The sequence below is a fragment of the Streptosporangium sp. NPDC049078 genome (assembly GCF_040648855.1).
Lineage (GTDB): Bacteria > Actinomycetota > Actinomycetes > Streptosporangiales > Streptosporangiaceae > Streptosporangium.
The window spans coordinates 26415-47967 of the sequence record NZ_JBEZEL010000009.1 but is presented as its reverse complement, the minus strand read 5'-3'; the positions used below and the strand labels follow the sequence as shown (position 1 = coordinate 47967).

Below are 21553 nucleotides of genomic sequence, written 5' to 3'. Positions count from 1 at the left end.
TCACGGCTATGGCAGGCAATACGGGGCGAACAGGCGTCGGATCGAGCCTGGCACTGACACTGGGCTCAGCCGTTCTGTGGGGTCTGGCCCACGTCTGGGTGGGCCGCCGCCTGACCGGTGCCATCCTGATGGGCATCGAGTTGATCCTCGCCGCGGCCCTCGCGACCGCCGTGCTGACCGCCGGTCCCTCCCTGCTCTCCCTCGCCGTACAACCCTCCTGGCTCTGGGTCTTCGCCCTCACCGCGATGCTGGTCGCCGGCGTGACGGTCGCCGTGACCATCCGCTCCCACCTGCTGGTGCGGCCGAAGACGGTGTCGCCTGCGGCCCGCTACCTCTCCGCCGCGGCCGTCGGGGTGATATGCGCGCTGGTGGTCGCTCCGATGATCTACACGGCCAAACTGGCCTACATCTCGCACGGCGTCGTGACCTCGGTGTTCGCGGAAAGCGTCGCGCCGATCCCGGTGGACCCGTGGAAGGACGTGGACCGGCTCAACATCCTGCTCGTCGGCGCGGACGCGGCGGCCAACCGGATCGGCGTGCGTACCGACAGCATGACCGTGGCCAGCATCGACCCCAGGACCGGAGACACGGTGCTGTTCGGCCTGCCCAGGAACCTGGAGAACGTCCCGATGCCGCCGGGCCCGGCCCGCGAGCGCTTTCCCTACGGTTTCCAGGGCGAGCCACCGTACACACCGGGCATGCTCAACGAGATCTACCAGTACGCCGAGGACTATCCCGAGATGGTTCCCCGGCAGAGCAAGCGGCACCGCGGCCCGACGCTTCTGAAAAGAACGATCGGCGGCATCCTCGGCCTCGACATTCCCTACTACGCGATGGTCGACATGAGGGGCTTCGTGGAAATCGTCAACGCGATGGGCGGCGTACGGGTCCGCATCAAGGATCCCATCGTGTACGGCAGACAGAACGAGGGCCTGATCGAGGCGGGAAAACGGAAACTCTCGGGCGAGGAGGCGCTCTGGTACGGCAGATCCCGCACCTACAGTGACGACTACGTGCGGATGGGCCGCCAGAAGTGTCTGCTGAACGCCGTCGCCAAACAGGCCGACCCGGTGACGGTCTTCAGGAGCTTCGAGAAACTGGCCGCCGCCGCCGTCGACACCATCTCCACCGACATACCTCGGCAGTTGCTGCCCGACCTGGTCGAACTGTCGGAGAAGGTGAAGAACTCCAGGATCAGGAGTCTCCAGTTCGTCCCCCCGCTCATCTACTCGGGTGCGCCCGACTACCACCTGATCAGGCGCGAGGTCACCGCCACCCTGGCGGCGCCGCCCGCTCCGCCCCGCTCCGTATCCGCCGCACAGGCCGGAGACCCGGGGAAGGCGGGCGAATACGCGGAGACAGCCGAGACAAAGGCCGTCGTCCTCGATTCCGCCTGCCACTGACGAACCGGCCGAGACCGGAGAACTCGTTGGGCCCGAACGCTCCGGTGGAGCACAGGACCGGCAGGGCGACGAACCAGAGAACCGGCGAACCAGCGGATCGCGGGCTGAGGGCCGGCGGACCGAGAGACCGAGAGACCGAGGGCCAACGAACTGATACGCCGACGGCCTCACGGATGACAGGCCCAGCGCCGTGTCCGGCGCGTTGAGAGCGCCCACGAGGGCCGGAATGCTGTTATGGAGTGATTACTTAGTGTGACAACGGAGGTTAGAGGATGAAACACCACCTGGCGAGCGTGAGCCTGCTCGCCGCGATCGCCGCACCCGCTGTCGGATGGCCACTCGCCTGGGCCGATCCGGTCCCCTCGGTCTCCATCTCCCTCGACGACGGAGCGAGGGAGACCACGCCCGGCGCGGAGAACACCTACACACTCCGTCTCAGCAACCAGGGAGGCGACCGGTTGAAGCGCGTCCTCCTGGTGCAGTCCCTGCCGCCGTCGATGACCTTCGTGAAGGCCGACGCCGGAGGGCATGTGGAGCAGGGCAAGGTGGCGTGGACGGTGAACGTCCCGCCGGAGAAGGACACGATCGTCCACGTGAGCACCCGGGTGGGCGCGGTGGCCGGCGCGGCGGTGCAGAACCTGGCGACGACGGCCTGCGCTCGCAGGAGCGCCACCGGCCCCGTACTCGCCTGTGCCACGGACATCAACACCGTGGCCCCACCGGAGGAGACGGCCGCCTGGGTCCTGCCCGTCTCGCTGGCCGCCGCCGTCGCCGCCGGGCTGGCGACCGCCGCGCTCCTGTTCCGCCGCGGTCGCCGGGGCCGACCGGTCTGATCCGGCGCGACGAGCGCCCGGCCAAGGTCCGCGCCGGCCTCTACGCCGACCTCTACGCCGACCAAGGCCCGTACCCGGCTAGGTTCTCCCTGGCCGGGTACGCAGCCGCAGGGCCAGCCCCAGGCAGGAGAGCAGGAGTCCCACCAGGACCGGCCCGAGCGGCGGACCCGTGAACGGCAACGAGGGGCCGGCCGACACCTCGCGAGGCCCACCGGTGAGACAGGGGACCGAGAAGGATCGCCCCCGGCCCGGCACGCACGACGGGTCGGAGACCGGCTCCGGCACCCGCGCGGGCGCCGGTTTCCGATCCCGGCCGGGAACCGGAACCGGCGCGGACACAGAACCGGGAACGGAATCCGACTCGGGAACCGACGCCGGCCCGGAGTCCGACCCGGGAACCGGCACCGGCCCGGAGTCCGACCCGGGAACCCGCGTCGGCGCGGAATCCGCCCCGGAAAGCGGCACCGGCCCGGAGTCCGACCCGGGCGCGGGTGCCGAGCCGGGAGCCGGAACCGGCGCCGAGTCCGCCTCGCGATCCTCGGGCCCGAGCGTCCCGGTGCCCGTCGTCCTCTGTACGGCGACCCGCTGCGCGCAGCCAAGCCCCGTACCGGGGACGGGCGCGGCACGCCTCGCGGACCACGGCACCGGGTCCGGGCAGTTCGTCCCACCTCCGAGTGCCTGGACGGCGCTGTCCAGCACCCCGTCCCCGGTGGCGGAAGTACCGACGGTCACGCTGTAGGTGACCGTGACCGTCTCGCCCACCCGAATGTCCCCGGCCCAGTTCAGCTTCGGCGCGTCGTACGAGAGGGTGCCGCTCGTGGCCCGCGCGTCGCCGTTGTAGACCGCGTCGTCGAGGACCCTGGAGAGTTCCCCGGTGAGTGTGGCACCGGGATAGGTGGCGTTGCCGACGTTGCCGACGGTGATCGTGTAGGCGACCGTCTGGCCGGGGTCGGCGGTCTCGCTGTCTGCGGTCGTGAGGACGTACAGCAGCGGCAGGCCGATCCCGCCGAGGTTTCCGCAGGCGCGATCGGCCGACCCGGCCTCGCAGTTGGAGCCCTCGGGCCCGACCAGTTCGCCGGAGAGACGTAGGTCCCCCGCCGGGGGGTCGTTCACCGTGACGCCGTAGGTGACCGTCACCGTCTGCCCGGCGGCCACGTCGCCGGTCCAGGCCACCCTGGGCTCGGCGAAGGAGACCGTGCCCGACGTGGCCGACTGGTCGTGGCCGAAGCTCGCGTCGTCGAGCAGCCCCGACAGGTCGTCGGTGAAGGTGAGGCCCGGGTAGGCGATGTCACCGGTGTTGCGCACCTCGACGGTGTAGGTGACCTTCTGGCCGGGTTTCGCGAGGACGGGCGAGGCCGTCTTGGTGATCTTGATCTCCGGCTTTCCCACCCTCGCCGTACGACTCTCGCCGCCGAAGGCCCCTCGCGCGCTTCGCCTCCCCGCCACGGATGCGGGAGCCCGCCTTCCGGTCACGAACACGGGAGCCCGCCTCCCCGTCGTGAACACGGGAGCCCGCCTCCCCGTCGTGAACACGGGAGCCCGCCTCCCCGTCGTGAACACGGGAGCCCGCCTTCCCGTCACGGACGCGGGCGAAGACACCCCGTTCTCCTTCCCCGCGGATACGGACGAGGGTTCCCTCTTCTTCCTCACGACCCGCACGTTCTTCTCCACGACCCGCACGGCCGAGGACTTCCCGTCCATCGTCGTCCGGGGAACCGGGGCCTCCGCCCGGACGGACGGCGAGGACACCTCCGCCACCCCGGTCCGGGAGGCGGCGAGAGTGAGCGACGGCGTCACGAGCACCGCGAGCGCGACACTCCACGCGGCGAATCCACCGATCCTCCGCGGGGAAGACCTCCCGCGGGGAGACCACCGCTCGGAGAACCGCCGTTCAGGAACCCGCCGTTCGGAAACGCGACGCGACCAGGTACCGGTACGTGCCACCAGAGCCCCTTGCTGATCCTTGTCCACGATCTCGCCGGGGGGTCAAGATCAACCAACTCGGGAGGGGATACCCGGACTGGCCGGATCTCATCGGCGCCGATGGCAAACATCCGCCCCGCCGATCCCCAAGCCGGTTGTCGAGTCCGTACAGGAGACCGCGAAGCGGTAACAGCGGATCTTTGGCACCGGTCATGACATGGAAGGCGTTTCTCCTCACACCTTTCGCCGATATTTGTCATGAAAAATCACCTTTATTGGCATTTACCAGGCGAGCACGCCTCCCCCTCTTCCCCGCGATACGCGCCACGCGCCCCCGCCCGTCGTGGCATGATGGGCCCTCCGAGGTCTTGAAATGATTTTCATAATCAGATTGGATCGTTGCTGTGAGGGTGGCATTCGTCGGTAAGGGCGGCAGCGGCAAAACGACCCTGTCGGCGCTGTTCGCGAGATACGTGGCGAGCCGGGGCGGTCCCGTGGTCGCCGTCGACGCCGACATCAACCAGCACCTGGGCATGGCACTGGGGCTGGCCGAGAGCGCGCTGCCCAGGCCGATGGGCTCGCACCTGACCGAGATCAAGGAATACCTGCGGGGCGACAATCCCCGCATCTCCTCGGCCGCCGCGATGGTCAAGACCACCCCGCCGGGCTTCGGCTCGCGGCTGCTCCGACTCGACGAGGACGACCCGATCCACACCGGATTCTCCGTCGTCACGCCGGAGGGGCCCCGGCTGATGGTCACCGGGCCGTTCAGCGAGGACGACCTGGGGGTGGCGTGTTACCACTCCAAGGTCGGCGCCGTGGAGCTCTACCTCAACCACCTGCTCGACGGTGCGGGCGAGTACGTCGTGGTCGACATGACGGCCGGGGCCGACTCCTTCGCCTCAGGGCTTTTCACCCGTTTCGACATGACCTTCCTGGTGGCCGAGCCGACCCGCCAGGGCGTGAGCGTCTATCGGCAGTACCGCGACTACGCCGCCGACTACGGCGTGCCGATCGCGGTGGTGGGCAACAAGATCCACGGCCCCGGGGACGTGGCGTTCCTCCGCGATCAGGTCGGCGACGACCTGCTGGTCTGCCTGGAGCACTCCTCGGCGATCCGCGCGATGGAGCAGGGCCGCCCCTTCACTCTCCAAGACCTCGAACCGGCCAACTCCCAAGCCCTGGGCACGCTTCTCGACCGTCTCGACAGCCAGGAGAAAGACTGGTTCCGCTTCGGACGCCAGGCGGTGCAGTTCCACCTCCGCAACGCGACGGCCTGGGCGAACAGGGCGACGGGCGAGGATCTGGCGGCCCAGATCGACCCCGGCTTCGTCTTCGGGCCCACACGAGTGTCGCTCTCCCGCTAGGTGGAGCGATCGGTAGGCCCGACCTAGTGTCTGATGAATCCCCTTCTGTGAGGAGAACGCAGCATGTCGCTGACCGTTTCGAACGATCTTCTCGACCAGGCCAAGGCCGGTGAGGTGGACGACGCGGCATTCGTCACCTGTGTCAGAGACTCCCTTCCTTACGCCTGGTCGCTCATCAGCGGCCTGGTCAAGGAGCGCGAGGACACCGGTGCCGAGTTCGCCGACAACACGGTGCCCCCGCCGGACGAGGCCGCTCGCGGCCAACTCCTGCGCGCTCTCGCCAGCGACGCCATGCGCGGCGCCCTGGAGCGCCACTTCGGGGTGAGACTCGCCTTCCAGAACTGCCACCGGGTCGCCGTCTTCGACCCGACCGCCACCGGCGCCCACGCGGAGTTCGTCACCGCCAGGTCGCAGATCCTCAACCAGTCGCCCGAGCTCGTCGACTGCTGACGGCCTCGTTCCGAGGCGGACCGCCTTCCCCGGTCTCGTCCCGGCCTCCGGACCGGTCTCATCGCGTCCGGCCGGCCCCGGCCGGACGTCACCGGGCGGGCCGGAGGCCCTCAGACAAAGGGGCGTCTATCCGAAAAGCCCGAGTTGGCCCTCTCCGGCCAGCGGGTTGCGATGCCTCTTGAGGTGGCGCCACCGGGGAAGGTCGTCCAGATAGGACCAGGAAAGGCGGTGATGCTCCGTCGGGCCGAGGGAGGCGAGCGCCGCCTGGTGGACCGGCGAGGGGTATCCCGCGTTGTCGGCGAACCCGTACTCCTCGAAACCGAGTGAGGCCATGTAGGTGTCCCGCCGGACCTTGGCGATCACGGAGGCCGCGGCCACGGAGACGCAGGAGAGGTCGCCCTTGACCTCGCACCTGACCGGCCAGGGCGCTCCCAGATAGTCATGCTTCCCGTCCAGAACGACCACGTCGGGACGGACGGGAAGCCCGGCCAGCGCCCTTCTCGCCGCCCTGCGCAGGGCCTCGGTCATCCCGAGTTCGTCGATCTCCTCGTGGGACGCCTCGCCGTACCCGATACCGGCCGCCCAGGCGGTGATCTCGGAGACCATGGCGGAGCGGCGGGCGGGGGTGAGCAGTTTCGAGTCGGTGAGTCCGGCGGGCGGTTCCGACAGGTCGGTGACCACGGCGCAGACCGCCACCGGACCGGCCCAGGCTCCGCGCCCGACCTCGTCCACCCCGGCGACCAGTTTGGAACCGCCGTCGTTCAGCAACCGCTCAAGGGCGTAGGTGGGAGGCACGTGCCGACGTTACCGGGACGCGAGCCTCCGGGAGCCGTCTCGCTCGAACACCACCCCCACCAGACACCGTCCTGATCGGGACCCACCTTCGAGCGTCACACCAGCCGAGCCCTCGGAGTCCGGTCAGGCATCACCTCCGAACCTCACACCCGCCCGGGCCTTCGAAGCCCGGTCAGGCATCACCTTCGAGCGTCACACCCGCCCGGGCCTTCGAAGTCCGGTCAGGCATCACCTCCAAGCCTCACACCGGACAGACCTTCGGAGTCCGGACCCTCCCTGGACGCCGGCTCGACCCCCTCCAGGTCGGCGGCGAGGAGTCGCGCGGCGACGTGGACGGCCCTGAGGGTGACGGACACCGCGGGGCGGTGGACGCTGGACGATCGAGCCACGGCGTACACGACCCGGCCGACCGGCGGACCGGGAAACCGGCGGACGGCGATGCCGCGGACCCCCGCGGCCAGCGCCAGGGCGGGGACGGCCGCGATGCCGATGCCCTTGGCGACGAGGCCGATGATCGTGCCCAGCCCTTCGAACTCCCAGGTCACCGGCCGGTGCCCGCCGACGTCGGCCATCAGCCTGTCCACCGCCAGCCGGGAGGGCTCACCGTCCGGAGTGGCCATCCAGGGCTCGTCGCGCAGATCCCACAGGTCGACGGGGACGTCGGGGGAGGCGAGCCTGTGCCTGCGCGGCACCACGAGCACCAGCGGGTCGCGCAGCAGCGGGAAGACCCGCATCGTGTCGGGCTCGCGCATCCGGCCGTACCAGTCGTCGACCAGGGCGATGTCCACCTCGCCCGACTGCACCTCGCGCATGCCGCGTCCCGAGCGGGCCTGTCCCATCCGCAGGGTGAGCTCGTCGTGCCGTCGCAGCGTCCTGGCGAGCGCGGGCGCGAAGGCCACCGCGGCGGTCGGGAAGGCGGTCACGGTGACCCGCCCCGACGGGGTCGCGGCCTGTGCCGACAGGTCCGACTCCGCGCTCTCCACCATGGCCAGGATGCGCTCGGCGTGCTCGACCAGGCGGCGCCCCGCGTCGGTCAGCTCCGCGCTCCTCGCGGTCCTGTCGATGAGCACGGCTCCCGCCTGGCGCTCCAGCGCCGCGAGTTGCTGCGAGACCGCCGAAGGACTGTAGCCCAGGGAGGCCGCGGTGGCCGCGATGCTGCCACGACGGGCGAACTCACAGATCAGCGCGAGCCTGCGTAAATCAAGCATCAGTTTTCCTTACGCCCACCCACGACAACCGAAGCTTGTCCTGATGCCGTCCATCCCAGCAGGCTTGAAGACGTTCCACAACGTTCCACAGACGACCACGACGTACCGCTGCGTTCTGCCGCGCTCTGTCGCGCTCCGTAGCGTTTTCGTGGTGTTCCGCGACGAGGTAAGGACCCCGCGATGAGCGTCACCCTTTCCGCCACCCTGGCGGCCAACGAGGACATCGAACGAAGACGGCGCGCAGGTGAGCGCGTGCTGCACCTGGCCTTCGGTGAGGCGGGCCTGCCCGTTCATCCGGCCCTGCGCGAGCGGCTGATCGCGGCGTCCGGCCTCAACGGGTACGGACCGGTCGCCGGCGCGCCCGCGCTGCGCGAGGCGGCCGCCGGTTACTGGTCACGGCGTCACCTGCCCACCGATCCCGACCTGGTGGTCTGTGGTCCGGGAAGCAAGCCCCTGCTGTACGGCCTGCTGCTGGCGATCGGCGGCGACATCGTGCTGCCGATGCCGAGCTGGGTCAGCTACGCCGCCCAGACCGAGCTGGTCGGAGCGCGTTCCCTGCTCGTTCCGACGCCCCACGGCGAGGGTGGGGTGCCGGACCCCGAGCGTGTGGCCGCGGCGGTGAGGCGCGCCCGCGCCCAGGGGCGCGACGTGCGCTCACTGCTGGTCACGCTTCCCGACAACCCCGCCGGCACGCTGGCCAAAGCGTCCACGATCCGGCGGATCGCCGAGGTCGCCCGCGAGCTCGATCTGACGATCGTCTCCGACGAGATCTACCGCGACCTGGTCCACTCCCCGGCCACCGCTTTCCTCAGCCCGGCCGACGTCGCCCCCGAGCGGACCGTGATCACCAGTGGGCTCAGCAAGAGCCTCGCCCTGGGCGGTTGGCGGATCGGCGTGGCCCGCCTCCCGTCACCGCTGCTGCGCGACCGGCTCCTCGCGGTGGCGAGCGAGATCTGGTCCAGTCCCGCCGCGCCGGTCCAGCAGGCGGCGGCGTACGCCTACACCGAGCCGCCGGAGCTCGTCGAGCGGGTGGACCGGAGCCGTGAGCTGCACGGCGCGGTGGCGCGGGCGGTGTACGAGCGGTTCGTCCGCGCGGGGGTGCGGGTGGACGCGCCTCAGGGCGGTTTCTACCTCTACCCCGACTTCACCGGGCTCGACTTCGCCTCCTCCGCCGACCTGGCCGCGTACCTGCTCGACCGGCACGGTGTCGGCGTGCTTCCCGGCCACGCCTTCGGTGACGACCCCGAAGCCCTGCGGGTGCGGGTGGCGACGAGCCTTCTGTACGGCGAGACGACGTCGCTGCGGCTCGCCGCGCTCGACGCCGCGGACCCCCTGGAGTTGCCCTGGATCTCGGCCTCGCTGGATGATCTGAGCGAGGCGCTGACCGCCCTGCGCGCGACGCGTCGGGCATCTCGCTCCCCCGTGCGTCTCCCGCTCGTCACGGCTCCCGCGACGGGGTGATCGCACCCCGTCGCGGGAGGGTTCCCGCGACGGGTTCTCCACGGGGTTTCAGCGGCTCCCACCTGCGATTTCTCCGTGGAGGGGCCCACCCGTCACGGACGTCCCCCGATGCTCACCAAGATGTCTCGCACTGTTTGGCATCAGGCGTGGTGAGGAGCCCCCATGATGTGCTCATGCACGCTTTCGTCACCCTGTCCGGGCGCCTCGTGCGCCTGGAACCGCTCAGCCTCGCGGTCGTCGACGACCTCGTCGCCGCGGCGAGTGAAGACCGTTCCACCTATACCTTCACTCGTGTCCCCAATGGCCGGGACGAGATGGTCTCCTATGTGGAGGCCGCTCTGGCTGAGCAGGCGGAGGGCCGCACGATGCCCTTCGCCATCCGGTGGCTTCACACCGATCGCGTGGTCGGTGCCACCCGTCTCATGCACCTGGAGTACTGGCAGGGGCCCATGCCCTGGCCGCCGGGCGCTCGTGGGGCGGTGGGCGATGTCCCGTCCGTGGCGGACATCGGTTACACCTGGCTCTCCGCCTCCGCGCAGGGAACCGGTATCAACCGCGAGAGCAAGTATCTGATGCTCTCCCTCGCCTTCGAGACCTGGCAGGTCCACCGCATAACCCTCAAGGCCGACATACGGAACGTACGCTCCCGGGCCGCCATCGAAGCCCTCGGCGCACACCTCGACGGTGTGCGGCGGGCGGAGAGCCGAGGCGCCGACGACACGGTCCGAGATACCGCGTACTACTCGATCTTGAGCGCGGAATGGCCGGTCGTCCGAGAACGGATGCACGCGCGGATGGGCCTCGCCCAGGCCGCGTGAGACGGACGCCCGACAGGTGCGGGAATACGAGGAGAACGGTTGACCGAAAAGGCCATAGTTATATAACCAGAGCAAAACATTGCAAATAGCACTTTGGTCACTTAAAGGAACAAAAGGCCCGCCCGAATTTTCGGGCGGGCCTGGTGTTCGTCCGGTGCCGTACGCGAGTCGCGGCTCACATGATCACCGGGTCGAGCGGAGATCGCGGGCGGGGGAGGACGCTGGTATATGGATACCACCGGTACGGGCTACCGGATGGGTTCGCCGAAGACCTCTGGGTCACTCCTCGTCGTCGGAGTCGACCTCGTAGATGTAGTTCCACTTACCGCACAGCGTCTTCCTGGCCTGGTGCCTGTCCCAGTAGCAGACCCTGACCTGCAGGTTGTCGACCTCGTCCGCGACGTAGTGGAAGTTCTGGTAGCCGCTGGTGCCGCACTTGCGCGCCCAGGTGTAATCCTCGTCGCCGTCGTGGTTCTCGAACTTGAACTGGGCGTAGCCGCAGAGCCGGCTCGGCGAGTACTTGTCGTAGAGCCTGCCCTGGACGTGGAGGCGGTCGGCCCCGTCGACCCACACGCTCCCCCTCGCCTTGGCGCGGGAGTCGTCGTAGTACTTGGAGTAGTAGTAGCCCCAGGGCTCCGCGTCGTAGCCGCTTGAGGCGGTGAGAGTGGCGGAGGCGGAGGCGGGGGAGGCGAGGGCGGGAACGCCGATCGCGACAACGGCGGTGGCGGCGGCGAGACCGAGAAGTTTGCTGATCGAGCGGCGCATGATGGTTCTCTCCTTGAGGGGTGCGGCTCCTTTCTTTCTTCAGGAGCCATGGCTCATTGATAGGCGCGCATGCCTGCATCGCACTTACAGAGCCTTTATCCATGCCTGCAATCCGCTGACATGTCGGGCACGGCCGCCCCCGTATGGGGCCATGCCCGACAGCGCCAAGCATCCGCCGCAGGGCTCAACGGCCGATTGACGTGCAATCAACGTCCCGGCGAACAACCAACCCTCCGCCTACGAGGGAAGCGACGGAGGATCTATCATTTGGCCATAAAACTTTCCTTTGGGCGGAGATTCGGGAAATGGCTGTTCAGGGCAGCGGAGACGGACTGCGGTTCGCCGTGCTCGGTCCTGTCCAGGCATGGCGCGACGGCTCCGAGCTCGATCTGGGCACCCCACTGCAACGTTCCATCCTGGCGATGCTCCTGCTCAGGGAGGGTCGGGCGATCACTCCGGCCGAGATGATCGACGCGATCTGGGGAGACGACGCCCCGCCCCGCGCGCTCGGCGCCCTGCGCACCTACGTCTCCCGGCTGCGCACGGTGCTGGAGCCCGGCAGGTCCCCGCGCACCCGTCCCGAGCTGCTCACCTCCGTCGGCAGAGGCTACGCGCTGCGGCTGAACGACAACTCCTTCGACCTGCTCCTCTTCGAACGCGGCGTCCAGGAGGCCGAGGCGGCGCGCCGCGAGGGCGCCCTGGCCCGGGCCGCGGAGAGCCTGCGTGCGAGTCTGGCGCTGTACACCGGCGACCCGCTCGCCGGAGCCGTCGGCCCGTACGCCGAGCACCAGCGCGGACGGCTCGCCGAGCGCCGGATGAGCGTGCTCGAGGTCCTGATGGACCTCGACCTGGAGCTGGGCAGGCACGCCGACGTGCTGTCCGAGCTGATCGCGCTCACCGCCGACCACCCGCTGCGCGAGCGGCTCCGAGCCCAGCTGATGCTCGCCTACCACCGGTGCGGGCGCAGCGCGGAGGCGCTCGCGGCCTTCGCCGACACCCGCGCCACGCTGATCGAGGAACTGGGCATCGAGCCGGGCTCCGACCTGACGAGCATGCACCAGCGCATCCTCACCGGTGACCCGGCCCTCACGCCGACCCGGCCCGTCCCCGCCGGAGCCGACGAGGTCACGGCACCGTCCGCGCAGGAAACCCCCGAGCCGGATCCGGAGCCCGCGAGGGCGACGGCGACGCCCCCGGAGCTGCCGCGACCGGCGCAGCTGCCCGCCGCCGTGAACGACTTCACCGGCCGCCGCCAGATCATCGCGCGGCTCCGCGCGCTGCTGTCGTCCGGTGGCGGCTCCGAGGGCGTGCCGGTGGCGGCCATCTCCGGTATCGGCGGTGTGGGCAAGACGGCCCTCGCCGTGCACGTCGCCCACGCGATGCACGACCTGTTCCCCGACGGTCAGCTCTACGCCGACCTGCGCGGATACGGCGAGGAGCCGACCGCGCCCGAGTCGGTGCTCGCGGCCTTCCTCCGCGGGCTCGGCCTGCCCGCCGACGCCATCCCCGACGGCCTGGCCGAGCGGTCCGCGCTGTTCCGCTCGCTCCTCGCCGACCGGCGGATGCTCGTGCTGCTCGACAACGCCCGCGACGCCGACCAGGTGAGCGAGTTGCTCCCCGGCTCCGCCGGGTGCGCGGCGATCGTGACCAGCCGGGGCAAGCTCGCCGACCTGGCCTCGGCCAGGCTGATCGACCTGGATGTCATGGAGCCGGAGGAGGCCCTCGCGCTGTTCGGCATCGTCGCCGGCGTGGAGAGGGTGGAGGCCGAGCGCGCCGCCACCATGGACGTGGTCGCCGCCTGCGGCTTCCTGCCGCTCGCGGTGCGGATCGTGGCGGCGCGCCTCGCGGCCAGACCGTCCTGGACGGTCGCCTCCCTGGTGCCCCGGCTCGCCGACGAGCGCCGCCGCCTGGACGAGATGCGCGTGGGCAACCTCGCGGTGGAGTCGACCTTCGCTCTCGGGTACGGCCAGCTCACCCCCGCCCAGGCCCGCGCGTTCCGGCTGCTCTCCCTGCCGGGAGGCCCGGACATCTCGATCGGGGCCGCCGCCGGGTTGCTCGCGCTGGACCCGATGGACACCGAGGACCTCCTTGAGTCCCTGGTGGACGCCAGCCTGCTCGAAGCCCCGGCCCCCGGCCGCTACCGCTTCCACGACCTGCTCAAACTCTTCGCCCGCCGTGTCGCGGAACGGACCGAGAACGCGGCCGAGGAGAGCTGCGCCGCGGGCGAGACGAGGCGGGGCGAGCGGCGCGGATCCGGTGTGAGCGTGACCGTCGGCGGGGAGAGCGAGGCGGCACTGCGCCGGCTGCTCGACTTCTACCTGGCGTCCGCGCGCTCGGCGCACCGCCTCGCCTACGAGGGCAGCACGATGGCCGACCTGCTGGGAGTCACGGGGACCGGTCACGTCTTCGCCTCCGCCGACGAGGCGGTGGCCTGGCTGTCGGTGGAGGCGGAGTCGCTGTTCGCGTCGATCGCCCAGGTGACCTGCGCGGACGAGGCCGGCGACCTGCTGCCGGGGGCCGACCTGCTGCTCGCGATGGAGCCGCTGCTGGAGTCGGGGAGCCACGCCCGCGAGTTCGAGGGCCGGACGAGGGACATGCTGGCCGTCGCGCGGCGGCTCGGCGCCGTCTCCAGCGAGCTACGTTGCCGCTACGTGCTCGGGCGGGTGCTGTTCGGCGCGAACCGGCTCGCCGAGGCGGAGGAGGAGTTCCGTACGGCGCTGGAGCTGTCGGCCGGAGGCGATCGCATCGTCACCGGCGAGGCGCTCAACGCGCTCGCCGTCGTGGCCGGGCGCCGGCGCCGCCACGCGGAGGCCCTGGCCTGGTTCGACTCGGCGCGCGAGGCGTTCAGAGAGGTCGGGGCGCGGGGCGGGGAGGCGCTGACGCTCAGCTACTCCGCCCGCGACCACCTGTTCCTGAAGCAGCCGAAGGAGGCCATCGCCGCCGCCGAGCAGGGGCTCGCCCTGTTCATCGAGATGGGCTCCAGCGCGGGCACCGCGAGGGCCCGCTACCACCTGGGGATGATCCTGTCGCGGGTCGGCCGGCTGAACGAGGCGGTCCACCACCACGCCGAGTGCCTCGCCTTCTTCAGGGCCAGCAGGCAACGAGTCTGGGAACAGCGGGTCTGCTCCCGGCTCGCCGAGACTTTCATCAACGCGGGCCGTTTCACCGACGCGGCCCGTCACGCGGAGCAGGCGCTCACCGTGAGCCGGGAGATCGGTCACCCGTACGGCGAGGCGCAGGCCCTGGCGGTGCTAGGCACCGCGCTCAACGGGCTCGGCGAGGTCGGGCGTGGCCGGGGCTGCCTCGAACGCGCCTACGACCTGTTCGGCAGGCTCGGAGCGCCCGAGGCCGAGGATCTGCGTCTTCTGCTGGAGCGCGACCAGGTCGACAGCTGATCCCAGGCCGTCGTACAGGTCGTCGTCGAGACGCGTCATCCAGACGTGGTTGATCACCGGTGTTCCCCTCGAAGTCGGACCCCGTGTTTCGGGGCGGGTGTGGAGGTCCGGCCGGCCGTCTGACCCGGGCGACGCGTAGGGGGCCCGGTCATCCGGTGCGTCGCCCGCGGGTCGGCCGCCTCACTGTGACGGTCGGCCGGACGTGGCACGGACCCTTCACCCCCCGGGTCCGTGCCCCACGGCCAGAGCTTCGCCCACGGCGTTTGCCATCCGATTGACAAGTGATAGCGACGATATCCACAGGCTGTGGACAGTCACCCTGTGGATATGTGGAAAAACCCCTCCGCGATCAGCGGGCGAAGAGCCGCGGGGGCCTTTGTCCGCAGGTCATCGTGGTCCTCGCCGGTCAGTTCCGCGATCGCGGCGAGCAGCGGATCCAGTGGATAATCACCGTCGCAGACCCCCGCGAGCGCGGCTTCCACGGTCCCGACCACAGCCCTGCGACGCAGCCCCCCGCTCTGCCTGAGAACGATCCGCGCCGGGTCCTCCGCACCCGGCGGGCCGATCCTCTCCTCCAGCACCCCCTCGGCCACCGCGAGCCTGGAGCCGAGCAACTCGGCGTCACTCAGCCGGTGCGCTGCGGCGATCGCACCGAGCACCTCGTCCACATATCCACCGACCGGCAGTTCCACCGGCCCCCCGTACTCCTCCACCCGCACGACAGGATCGAGACTCCCGGAGTCGTTCAGCGTGATCCAGCCGAAGCCGATCCCGGTGACGTTCGCGGCCTCGAACCAGCCGAGCCAGTTATCGTAGAGTTCGCGGTAGCGCGGGGTGCCCTGCTCCGCGGCGTCCCTCAGCCACAGCTCGACGTACTCGGCGGGATCCTGGACGTCACGCTGCACCACCCAGCCGTCACAACCGGTCCCGGTGAGCCAGCCGCCCACCCGGTCGCGCCAGTCCTCCCCGTCGACGTGCAGCCAGTTCGCCAGCAGGTGGCAGGTGCCGCCGGGCGCGAGGTGACGAGGCACGCCCCGTACGAGATCACGGCAGAAGCCGTCGGCGTGGAAGCCGGACTCGCGGTAGGTGAACCGGCCGGCCGGGGAGATCACGAACGGCGGGTTGGAGACGACCAGGTCGAAGTGGTCCCCCTCGACGGGGTCGAACAGGGAGCCCAGCCGGACGTCGACGTCGACGATCCCGGACAGCGCCCAGCTGAGACGGGCCAGTTCCAGCGCGCGCGGGTTGACATCGGTGGCCGTGATCTCCTCCGCCCTGCCGGCCAGGTGGAGGACCTGCACCCCGCACCCGGTCCCCAGGTCCAGGGCACGCCCGACGGGACGGCGGGAGGCGAGCTGGGCGAGGTTCGCCGAGGCGCCGCCCGCGCCGACGACGTGGTACGGGCTCAGGGCCGGGTCTCCCGGCCTCACCTTGCGGTCGGAGACGACGTAGCCGCCGGGGGCGTCGGCGGCGGTGTCCCAGGGCTGCAGGTGGACCGCAGAGGTGACCCGGTCGCCCTCGACGGTCACCAGGCCCGCGACGGCCAGTTCCTCCACGGGCAGGGCCGTCGGCACCCGTCTCGCCTCCACGGGGACGCCGAGCCACCACAGTCGGATCAGGGTGGCGAGCGGGTCACCTTCCGCGGTGGCGCGCAGGGCGGGCACCGTCTCCTCGCGGGAGAGCGCGGTGGCGGCGACGCCGCCGAGACGCTCGCGGACGCCGTCGATGGTGTAGCCGGTGTCGAGCAGCAGCCCTCTGAGCCGGCCAGGCAGATCGTTCACGGGGCAATCTTCGCATCGGGCACGTCCGAACGCTCCCGGTGATGAGACTGTTACCCACCGAGGTAAGCGTTCTGCAAGCGGACTTCAAGCGATAAGCGGTACTTCTTGGTAGCCGCACCACACGCTTCAAAGGATCCTTGATGTTGATCCCCTGTTTCGCCTGCGAGACCCGTTTCCACCCCGACGAATACTTCCGCGCCTGCCACGACTACCACCGTGGCAAGGACCTGGTCGCATGGACCTGCCCGCGGTGCGGCAATCGGGATGAGTTACGGGTCTTTCCCGGAGAACTGGGGTTCGGCTACGCCCGGCGTGGCGGGTTCGACGTGTCCGACCGGGTGCTGGTGCCCGGCCTGCGGCGCCGGCGTCAGGACCTTCGGCTGGACATCTCACTGGACGAGGACGTCTGGCGGGTGTCGACGCGGACGCGTCAACTGGTGGGGGCGCGCTGATACCGCTCCGGCCCGGAAAAGCCCCCGTGATCCGGGCCGGAGTATCGGCGGCGCCACGACCTCAGGGGTTTCGCTGCCTCAGGCTCTGCCAGGCCGCGTCACAGAGACCGCTGATCTCGTCGGGGGTGGGCTGGTGCGCGCCGGCGAACCACAGACGGCACATCTCGGTGGCCGGCCCCAGCCAGAGCACGTAGCACATCGTCGGGTGAACGGGCTGGAGCAGGCCGTCCTTCATGTGCGGACGCCACCACTCGGAGACCTTCCTGAAGAACGCCCTGCGCGACTCCGACACCTCGGTGCCGCCCGGCTCGTCGCGCCTGGGCGGCCGCTCGCTGATGAGCAGGTGCGCCCGCTCGCGGTGCTCGCCGCTCCAGGACATGTGCATGGCGACGATGGCCTCGATGCCTCCCCGAGCGCTCTCGTGACGCTGGAGTTCGGCGAGGAACGCCTCCTGGTACATGTGCAGGGTCTCCGCGTACAGGACGCCGAAGACGTGTTCCTTGCTGGCGAAGTGGTGGTAGAAACTGCCGACGCTGACGCCGCTCTCCTCGCGGAGGCTCGCCAGGGTGGTGGCCGAGACACCGTCCTGGCTGAATCGGCGGAGAGCCCCCTCGACGATCCTGGTGCGGCCGTCGCGTCCGTTCTTGGCGGTCTTCACGGATCCATGGTGAGGCAACAGAACCTTGTTCCGCAAACTGCCCGGAACCCGGCTTGGACCATGTCGATCATACCGCCCGCCCTCGGGGCCGCGTCGTCGTCCCGGCGCCCGGCCACCCGTGCTCCCATACCTCCCGACCAGGGGCCTCCGTCCGGCGAATCCCGGTGGGGCCGGCACGGGAATCGGCCGTAAGAGTTCGGCGCCGCCGTCACCGTCGAGCCCGAACACCCCGCTCACATGGGAATCGGCCGTAAGAGTTCGGCGCCGAACCCGTACGGCGAACCCCGGTACGACCCGCACGAGGACCGGCCAGAGGTGGCGTTCAACGGAGAACCGGCGCGGTCACCTCGACCATGCCGCAGGAGGCTCGCATGGTCGCCTCCGGCCACATCCCGCGGACCATGGACAGGACCTCGCGGTTGTCCCCGAGCACGTCCATCCCCACCGTCACGGCGCCCCTCGCCTCCGCGCGGCGCATCAGGGTCCGGATGAGCCGGGAGCCGATCCCCATCCCCTGCCACTCGTCGCTCACCACCACGGCGATCTCGACGTCGACCTTCTCGCCCCGACAGCTCATCGCGTGCCCGACGAGAACGTTGCCCCGCACGGCGAGCAGGGCGTCGCGCCGCTCGTCCACCGCGAGCAGCGTCCTGACGAAGCTCGCACTCGGGCGGCTCATCCCGGCGAAGAACCTCAGCGCCCGCGTGCGCGGCGACAGCCCTCCGAGGAAGCGGCGGATCCCCTCCTCGTCGCCCGGCCGCGCGGGCCGGATCTCCACGGCGGCCTCCGACAGCACCGCGACGTCCCCCGAGGCCGCCCCGACACTCCCGGACACGTCCCCGGATGCGGCCGTGCCCGCTCCGGCCTCCCGTGTGACGTGCCCGGATGCGGCGAGGATGCCCCCGGCCCCCTGGGTGACGTTCCCGCACTCGACCGGGATACCGGCGGACCCCGGTACGCCACCCGCCGGCACCAGCTGAGTTCGCATCATGAACTCAGAGTCTCGCAGCACACCTGAGTATGTCAACTAGACTTAGACCAACGTTGGAGGTGGTGCGATGGCGACTTACGATTCGCACATGAATGCGGCGACTCCCGGCGAACTGCCCCTGCGGATGGACAACTGCTCCATCGAACGTGCCCTGGGCGTCGTCGGCGAGAAGTGGACGTTCCTGGTGCTGCGTGAGGCGTTCGGCGGCGTTCGGCGCTTCGCCGACATGCAGGCCGCCACGGGAGCGCCCAGGCAGGTGCTCAGCGCCCGGCTGACCCGGCTGGTGGAGGAAGGGCTGCTGCGCAAGGTCCCCTACCGCGAGCCCGGCCAGCGGCAGCGCGACGAATACCGGCTGACCCAGATGGGGCTCGACCTCTATCCGACTTTGATGGCCCTGATGTGGTGGGGCGACCGGTATCTCAGCGACGCCGCGGGACCGCCGCTGCGCATCACCCACCGCGACTGCGGCGCCCTGGTCGAACAGCACTTCCGGTGCGCGGAAGGGCACGAGGTGTCCGGCCCGAGAGAGGTCACTCCGGTGCCCGGTCCCGGAGCGCGCCTTCGCACCACAGCCCCCGCGTCTCCGGACCCGGTGCCGAAGCCTCCACAGGTCACGTCCCCCGCGTCGTCTCCAGCCTCCGCAGGCAGTGCCTGAAGCTGAGCACCGAGACCAGCGCCACACCGCCGAGCAGCACCGCGACCGCGGAGGTGCGCACCAGGAGATAGGTCTCCAGAGTCTGGCTGAGCAGCAGCCACAGGCTCAGCGCACCGTTCAGCAGTTGCGCGCAGCCCCACAGCACCGACTGCGACACGAAGAAGCGGCGCATCCGAGGATGCTCCATCACCTGGTCGGTCAGCGGCACGAGGTCGGCCACCACCCGCCGGATCAGCGGCCTCCGCAGCGGCGCGGTGAGCAGAAAACCCATGCTCACGCAGAACACTCCGAGGCAGGGCTGCAGGAAGAACACGATGGGGTTGCCCGTCGCCAGCGTCAGCGCAACCCTCACGGTGATCGTGCCCGCCGCCAGCAGCAGCGTGCCCGGGGCCTCACCGCCCTTCACCAACCGCCAGGCGACGCCGCCGTAGACCCACGCCGCCGCCACAGCCAGCGCGCCGTTCGCGTTGGTGAAGACCAACGCGACGTAGAAGACGAGAACGGGAAGGATCATGCTCTCGAACACCCTGGGGACGGCGTGCCGCAGCAGGACCCCGATGCGGGGGAGTACGAGCGGAGCCGGGGGGGCGGGCATGAGCACGGTCATCAGGGGCGGGCTCCGGAGGTGATGGAACATCCCGAGGGGAAAACTCAGACGACCGTATGCGATGCCCGAAGTGTCCGGTGAGCTTTCCTGACATCCGAGGATCAGGCGGTCCCGGGAACTTTACTACGCCCCAAGGCGTATCCGGCCATCCCCGGAGGCCCACTCGGAGGGCAGTCGGAGGGCAGTCGGAGGGCAGTCGGAGGGCAGTCGGAGGGCAGGGCGATGCCCCCGGTGCCTACTCTTGATGACGTGTACCGGTTCCTGCTGACTCCCCGATGGCTCGCTCTCCACGTGGTGGTGCTGCTGGTCATCCCCGCTTTCGTGCTGCTCGGCCAGTGGCAGTTCGGGCGTTTCGAGGAGAGATCCACCAGCAGCCACCAGATCACCGGCAACCTCGCCGCCGCCCCCGTCGCCGTGGAAGAGCTCACCTCACCCGGCGGCACCGTCTCCACGCAGGACAAATACCGCACCGTCCTGACCAAGGGGACGTACGACGCCGGCGCCCAACTCCTGGTCCGGCGCCGCGTCCAGGACAAGGCGGTCGGCTTCTACGTGCTGACCCCGCTGGTCACGGCGGACGGCACCGGCGTGCTGGTGAACCGTGGCTGGGTCAGGGCGGGCAGCACCGCCGACGCCCTCCCCGAGGTCCCCGCGCCCTCCTCGGGTGAGGTGACTGTCACCGGCAGGCTACGTCCCACCGAGACCGAGGAGACCTCCGGCATCCGCGACCGGGCGGGCCTGCCCGCGGGGCAGGTCCTGCTGATCAACACCGAGGCGATCGGACGCGGCCTGCCGTACCGGCTCCTCGGCGGCTACGTCGACCTGATCGAGCAGTCGCCCGCGGCCGCCGTCGCTCCCGCGCCCGTCCCCGCGCCGGACGTCGGCGAGGGGGGCGGCCTCAACCTGGCCTACGGCGTGCAGTGGTGGTTGTTCATCGGGGTCGCGATCGGCGGCTGGGTCCTGCTGATCCGCAGGGAGGCCGCCGACCTCAAGGCGGCCGCGACGACACCCGGCGAACCCGGGCCGGGCGAGCCCGGAGACGGAGAACCCGGGCCGGACGCACCCTCCAGGTCCGCAGCGCCCTCGGTGTCCTCGGTGTCCCCGGGGCCCCCAGGAAGGTCCTCCGCGCCCGACGACTCCTCCGACGAGCCCTCCTCGCCCGACGACTCCGCAGAGTCCGCCGAACCCGCTGCGTCCTCCCGGCCCGGCGAGTCCGCCGTGTCCTCCCCGTCCGGCGAGTCCGCCGACCTCCGCGCCTAGTTTCCGACGAGGTTCAGCAGGGAGCCGAAGGCCGACACCAGGCCGAGGGAGAGCAGACCGACTCCGATCGCCAGCAGGAAGCCCCGGCCGCCGCCCAGCCGCTCGCGCGGCGCGGGACGTCGCCCGGCCGCGAACCAGAGCGGGCGGGGTTCGAGCAGCAGGAACAGGAGCGCGCCCACCTGCCCGACGGTGAAGAGCCAGAGCCAGGCCCATCGGTTGCCCAGCCGGGGCGTCGAGCCGAGCATGATCAGAAACGCGAGTATCCAGCTCCCCATCAACCACGGGCCGCCGACTGCCCCCGGCATGTCGATGACCCAGCCGGGCACCCATGCCGCCCCGCCGGAGTGGACCCGCTCGATCACCATGGCCTGGCTCGACCCCAGGTCCTTCCTCAGTTCCGCCCACGTGTAGGCGGGCGAACCCTCCGCGGGCGGCTCCAGCCTGATCTCGCGCCAGAGCAGCGGGCCCTGGGCCCAGAGGACGTAGGAGATCACGCCGCTCCGTCCCTCTCCCGTGGCGTATTCGTCGTACTCGACGAGGGAGACGCGGTCGGCCGCGGCCGCGGCGCGGAGCTCGGCCCGCGTCCCCGGCAGGGGGGCGACGCTCAGCACGGTGATCAGGACGCCGAGGGCCAGAACGATCAGGAGAACCGAACGGACGGCCAACCCGGCGATCCGCCAGCCGCGACGGACCTCCGGCGTTTCACGGGTCATACCTTTATTTCTACTTTA

General features: G+C 70.4%; 19 protein-coding genes. 10 read left to right on the top strand and 9 right to left on the bottom strand.

The features are described 5' to 3' along the window. The first annotated feature begins 8 nt into the window (after positions 1 to 8). Positions 9 to 1403, top strand: coding sequence for an LCP family protein (locus AB0B90_RS16545; RefSeq protein ID WP_362923188.1), 1395 nt, complete (start codon positions 9 to 11; stop codon positions 1401 to 1403). Between the two features lie 272 nt (positions 1404 to 1675). Beyond that, complete coding sequence (locus AB0B90_RS16540; protein ID WP_350941748.1) at positions 1676 to 2236, top strand: hypothetical protein; 561 nt, start codon at positions 1676 to 1678, stop codon at positions 2234 to 2236. Positions 2237 to 2314: 78 nt separating this feature from the next. Here the strand turns inward: AB0B90_RS16540 and AB0B90_RS16535 are convergent, their stop codons facing one another. After that, the gene (locus AB0B90_RS16535) at positions 2315 to 3682 is read right to left on the bottom strand and encodes a hypothetical protein (RefSeq protein WP_362923186.1); all 1368 of its coding nucleotides are present in this window, start codon (positions 3680 to 3682) and stop codon (positions 2315 to 2317) included. Positions 3683 to 4563: 881 nt separating this feature from the next. Between AB0B90_RS16535 and AB0B90_RS16530 the strand changes: the two genes are divergently transcribed. Together AB0B90_RS16530 and AB0B90_RS16525 are read left to right on the top strand one after the other, a co-directional pair. After that, positions 4564 to 5526 carry an ATP-binding protein gene (locus AB0B90_RS16530; protein WP_350941752.1) on the top strand — a complete coding sequence of 321 codons (963 nt, stop codon included), beginning with the start codon at positions 4564 to 4566 and terminating at the stop codon, positions 5524 to 5526. A 63-nt stretch (positions 5527 to 5589) separates the two neighbouring features. Then, complete coding sequence (locus AB0B90_RS16525) at positions 5590 to 5976, top strand: SCO5389 family protein (RefSeq protein ID WP_350941753.1); 387 nt, start codon at positions 5590 to 5592, stop codon at positions 5974 to 5976. A 126-nt stretch (positions 5977 to 6102) separates the two neighbouring features. Here AB0B90_RS16525 and AB0B90_RS16520 read toward each other — a convergent pair whose 3' ends face one another. Together AB0B90_RS16520 and AB0B90_RS16515 are read right to left on the bottom strand one after the other, a co-directional pair. Further along, entirely contained in the window at positions 6103 to 6771 is a 669-nt protein-coding gene (locus tag AB0B90_RS16520; RefSeq protein ID WP_350941754.1) for a ribonuclease HII, read from the bottom strand. Between the two features lie 221 nt (positions 6772 to 6992). Further along, positions 6993 to 7979, bottom strand: a complete 987-nt coding sequence (locus AB0B90_RS16515; RefSeq protein ID WP_350941755.1) for a LysR family transcriptional regulator — start codon at positions 7977 to 7979, stop codon at positions 6993 to 6995. Positions 7980 to 8159: 180 nt separating this feature from the next. On the opposite strand from AB0B90_RS16515, the gene AB0B90_RS16510 reads away from it, so the two are divergent. Both AB0B90_RS16510 and AB0B90_RS16505 read left to right on the top strand, forming a co-directional pair. After that, complete coding sequence (locus tag AB0B90_RS16510; RefSeq protein ID WP_350941756.1) at positions 8160 to 9440, top strand: pyridoxal phosphate-dependent aminotransferase; 1281 nt, start codon at positions 8160 to 8162, stop codon at positions 9438 to 9440. Between the two features lie 173 nt (positions 9441 to 9613). After that, positions 9614 to 10258 (top strand): GNAT family protein, encoded by a 645-nt coding sequence (locus AB0B90_RS16505; RefSeq protein ID WP_350941757.1) that lies wholly within the window; start codon positions 9614 to 9616, stop codon positions 10256 to 10258. 279 nt (positions 10259 to 10537) lie between these two features. On the opposite strand, the gene AB0B90_RS16500 is transcribed toward AB0B90_RS16505, so the two are convergent. Then, positions 10538 to 11023 carry a hypothetical protein gene (locus AB0B90_RS16500; protein ID WP_362923183.1) on the bottom strand — a complete coding sequence of 162 codons (486 nt, stop codon included), beginning with the start codon at positions 11021 to 11023 and terminating at the stop codon, positions 10538 to 10540. 305 nt (positions 11024 to 11328) lie between these two features. Here AB0B90_RS16500 and AB0B90_RS16495 point away from each other — a divergent pair, with 305 nt between their 5' ends. Beyond that, on the top strand, positions 11329 to 14418 hold the full coding sequence (locus AB0B90_RS16495) for a BTAD domain-containing putative transcriptional regulator (RefSeq protein ID WP_362923181.1): 3090 nt from the start codon (positions 11329 to 11331) through the stop codon (positions 14416 to 14418). A gap of 314 nt (positions 14419 to 14732) precedes the next feature. Here AB0B90_RS16495 and AB0B90_RS16490 read toward each other — a convergent pair whose 3' ends face one another. Beyond that, positions 14733 to 16199, bottom strand: coding sequence for a class I SAM-dependent methyltransferase (locus tag AB0B90_RS16490; protein ID WP_350941760.1), 1467 nt, complete (start codon positions 16197 to 16199; stop codon positions 14733 to 14735). 140 nt (positions 16200 to 16339) lie between these two features. Here AB0B90_RS16490 and AB0B90_RS16485 point away from each other — a divergent pair, with 140 nt between their 5' ends. Continuing rightward, complete coding sequence (locus tag AB0B90_RS16485) at positions 16340 to 16651, top strand: hypothetical protein (RefSeq protein WP_350941761.1); 312 nt, start codon at positions 16340 to 16342, stop codon at positions 16649 to 16651. Between the two features lie 61 nt (positions 16652 to 16712). Here AB0B90_RS16485 and AB0B90_RS16480 read toward each other — a convergent pair whose 3' ends face one another. Then, positions 16713 to 17309 carry a TetR/AcrR family transcriptional regulator gene (locus AB0B90_RS16480; protein ID WP_350941762.1) on the bottom strand — a complete coding sequence of 199 codons (597 nt, stop codon included), beginning with the start codon at positions 17307 to 17309 and terminating at the stop codon, positions 16713 to 16715. Between the two features lie 322 nt (positions 17310 to 17631). Beyond that, positions 17632 to 18300 (bottom strand): GNAT family N-acetyltransferase, encoded by a 669-nt coding sequence (locus AB0B90_RS16475; protein WP_350941764.1) that lies wholly within the window; start codon positions 18298 to 18300, stop codon positions 17632 to 17634. 88 nt (positions 18301 to 18388) lie between these two features. Here AB0B90_RS16475 and AB0B90_RS16470 point away from each other — a divergent pair, with 88 nt between their 5' ends. Continuing rightward, positions 18389 to 18955, top strand: a complete 567-nt coding sequence (locus tag AB0B90_RS16470; RefSeq protein ID WP_362923178.1) for a helix-turn-helix domain-containing protein — start codon at positions 18389 to 18391, stop codon at positions 18953 to 18955. On the opposite strand, the gene AB0B90_RS16465 is transcribed toward AB0B90_RS16470, so the two are convergent. After that, a complete protein-coding gene (locus AB0B90_RS16465; RefSeq protein ID WP_362923176.1) occupies positions 18912 to 19562 on the bottom strand; it encodes a VC0807 family protein in 651 nt (216 codons plus the stop codon). The genes AB0B90_RS16470 and AB0B90_RS16465 overlap by 44 nt on opposite strands. 231 nt (positions 19563 to 19793) lie before the next feature. Between AB0B90_RS16465 and AB0B90_RS16460 the strand changes: the two genes are divergently transcribed. Then, the gene (locus AB0B90_RS16460; RefSeq protein ID WP_362923174.1) at positions 19794 to 20822 is read left to right on the top strand and encodes an SURF1 family protein; all 1029 of its coding nucleotides are present in this window, start codon (positions 19794 to 19796) and stop codon (positions 20820 to 20822) included. On the opposite strand, the gene AB0B90_RS16455 is transcribed toward AB0B90_RS16460, so the two are convergent. Beyond that, a complete protein-coding gene (locus AB0B90_RS16455; RefSeq protein WP_350941769.1) occupies positions 20819 to 21535 on the bottom strand; it encodes a hypothetical protein in 717 nt (238 codons plus the stop codon). The two genes, AB0B90_RS16460 and AB0B90_RS16455, sit on opposite strands and share 4 nt — an antisense overlap. Positions 21536 to 21553 lie beyond the last annotated feature (18 nt).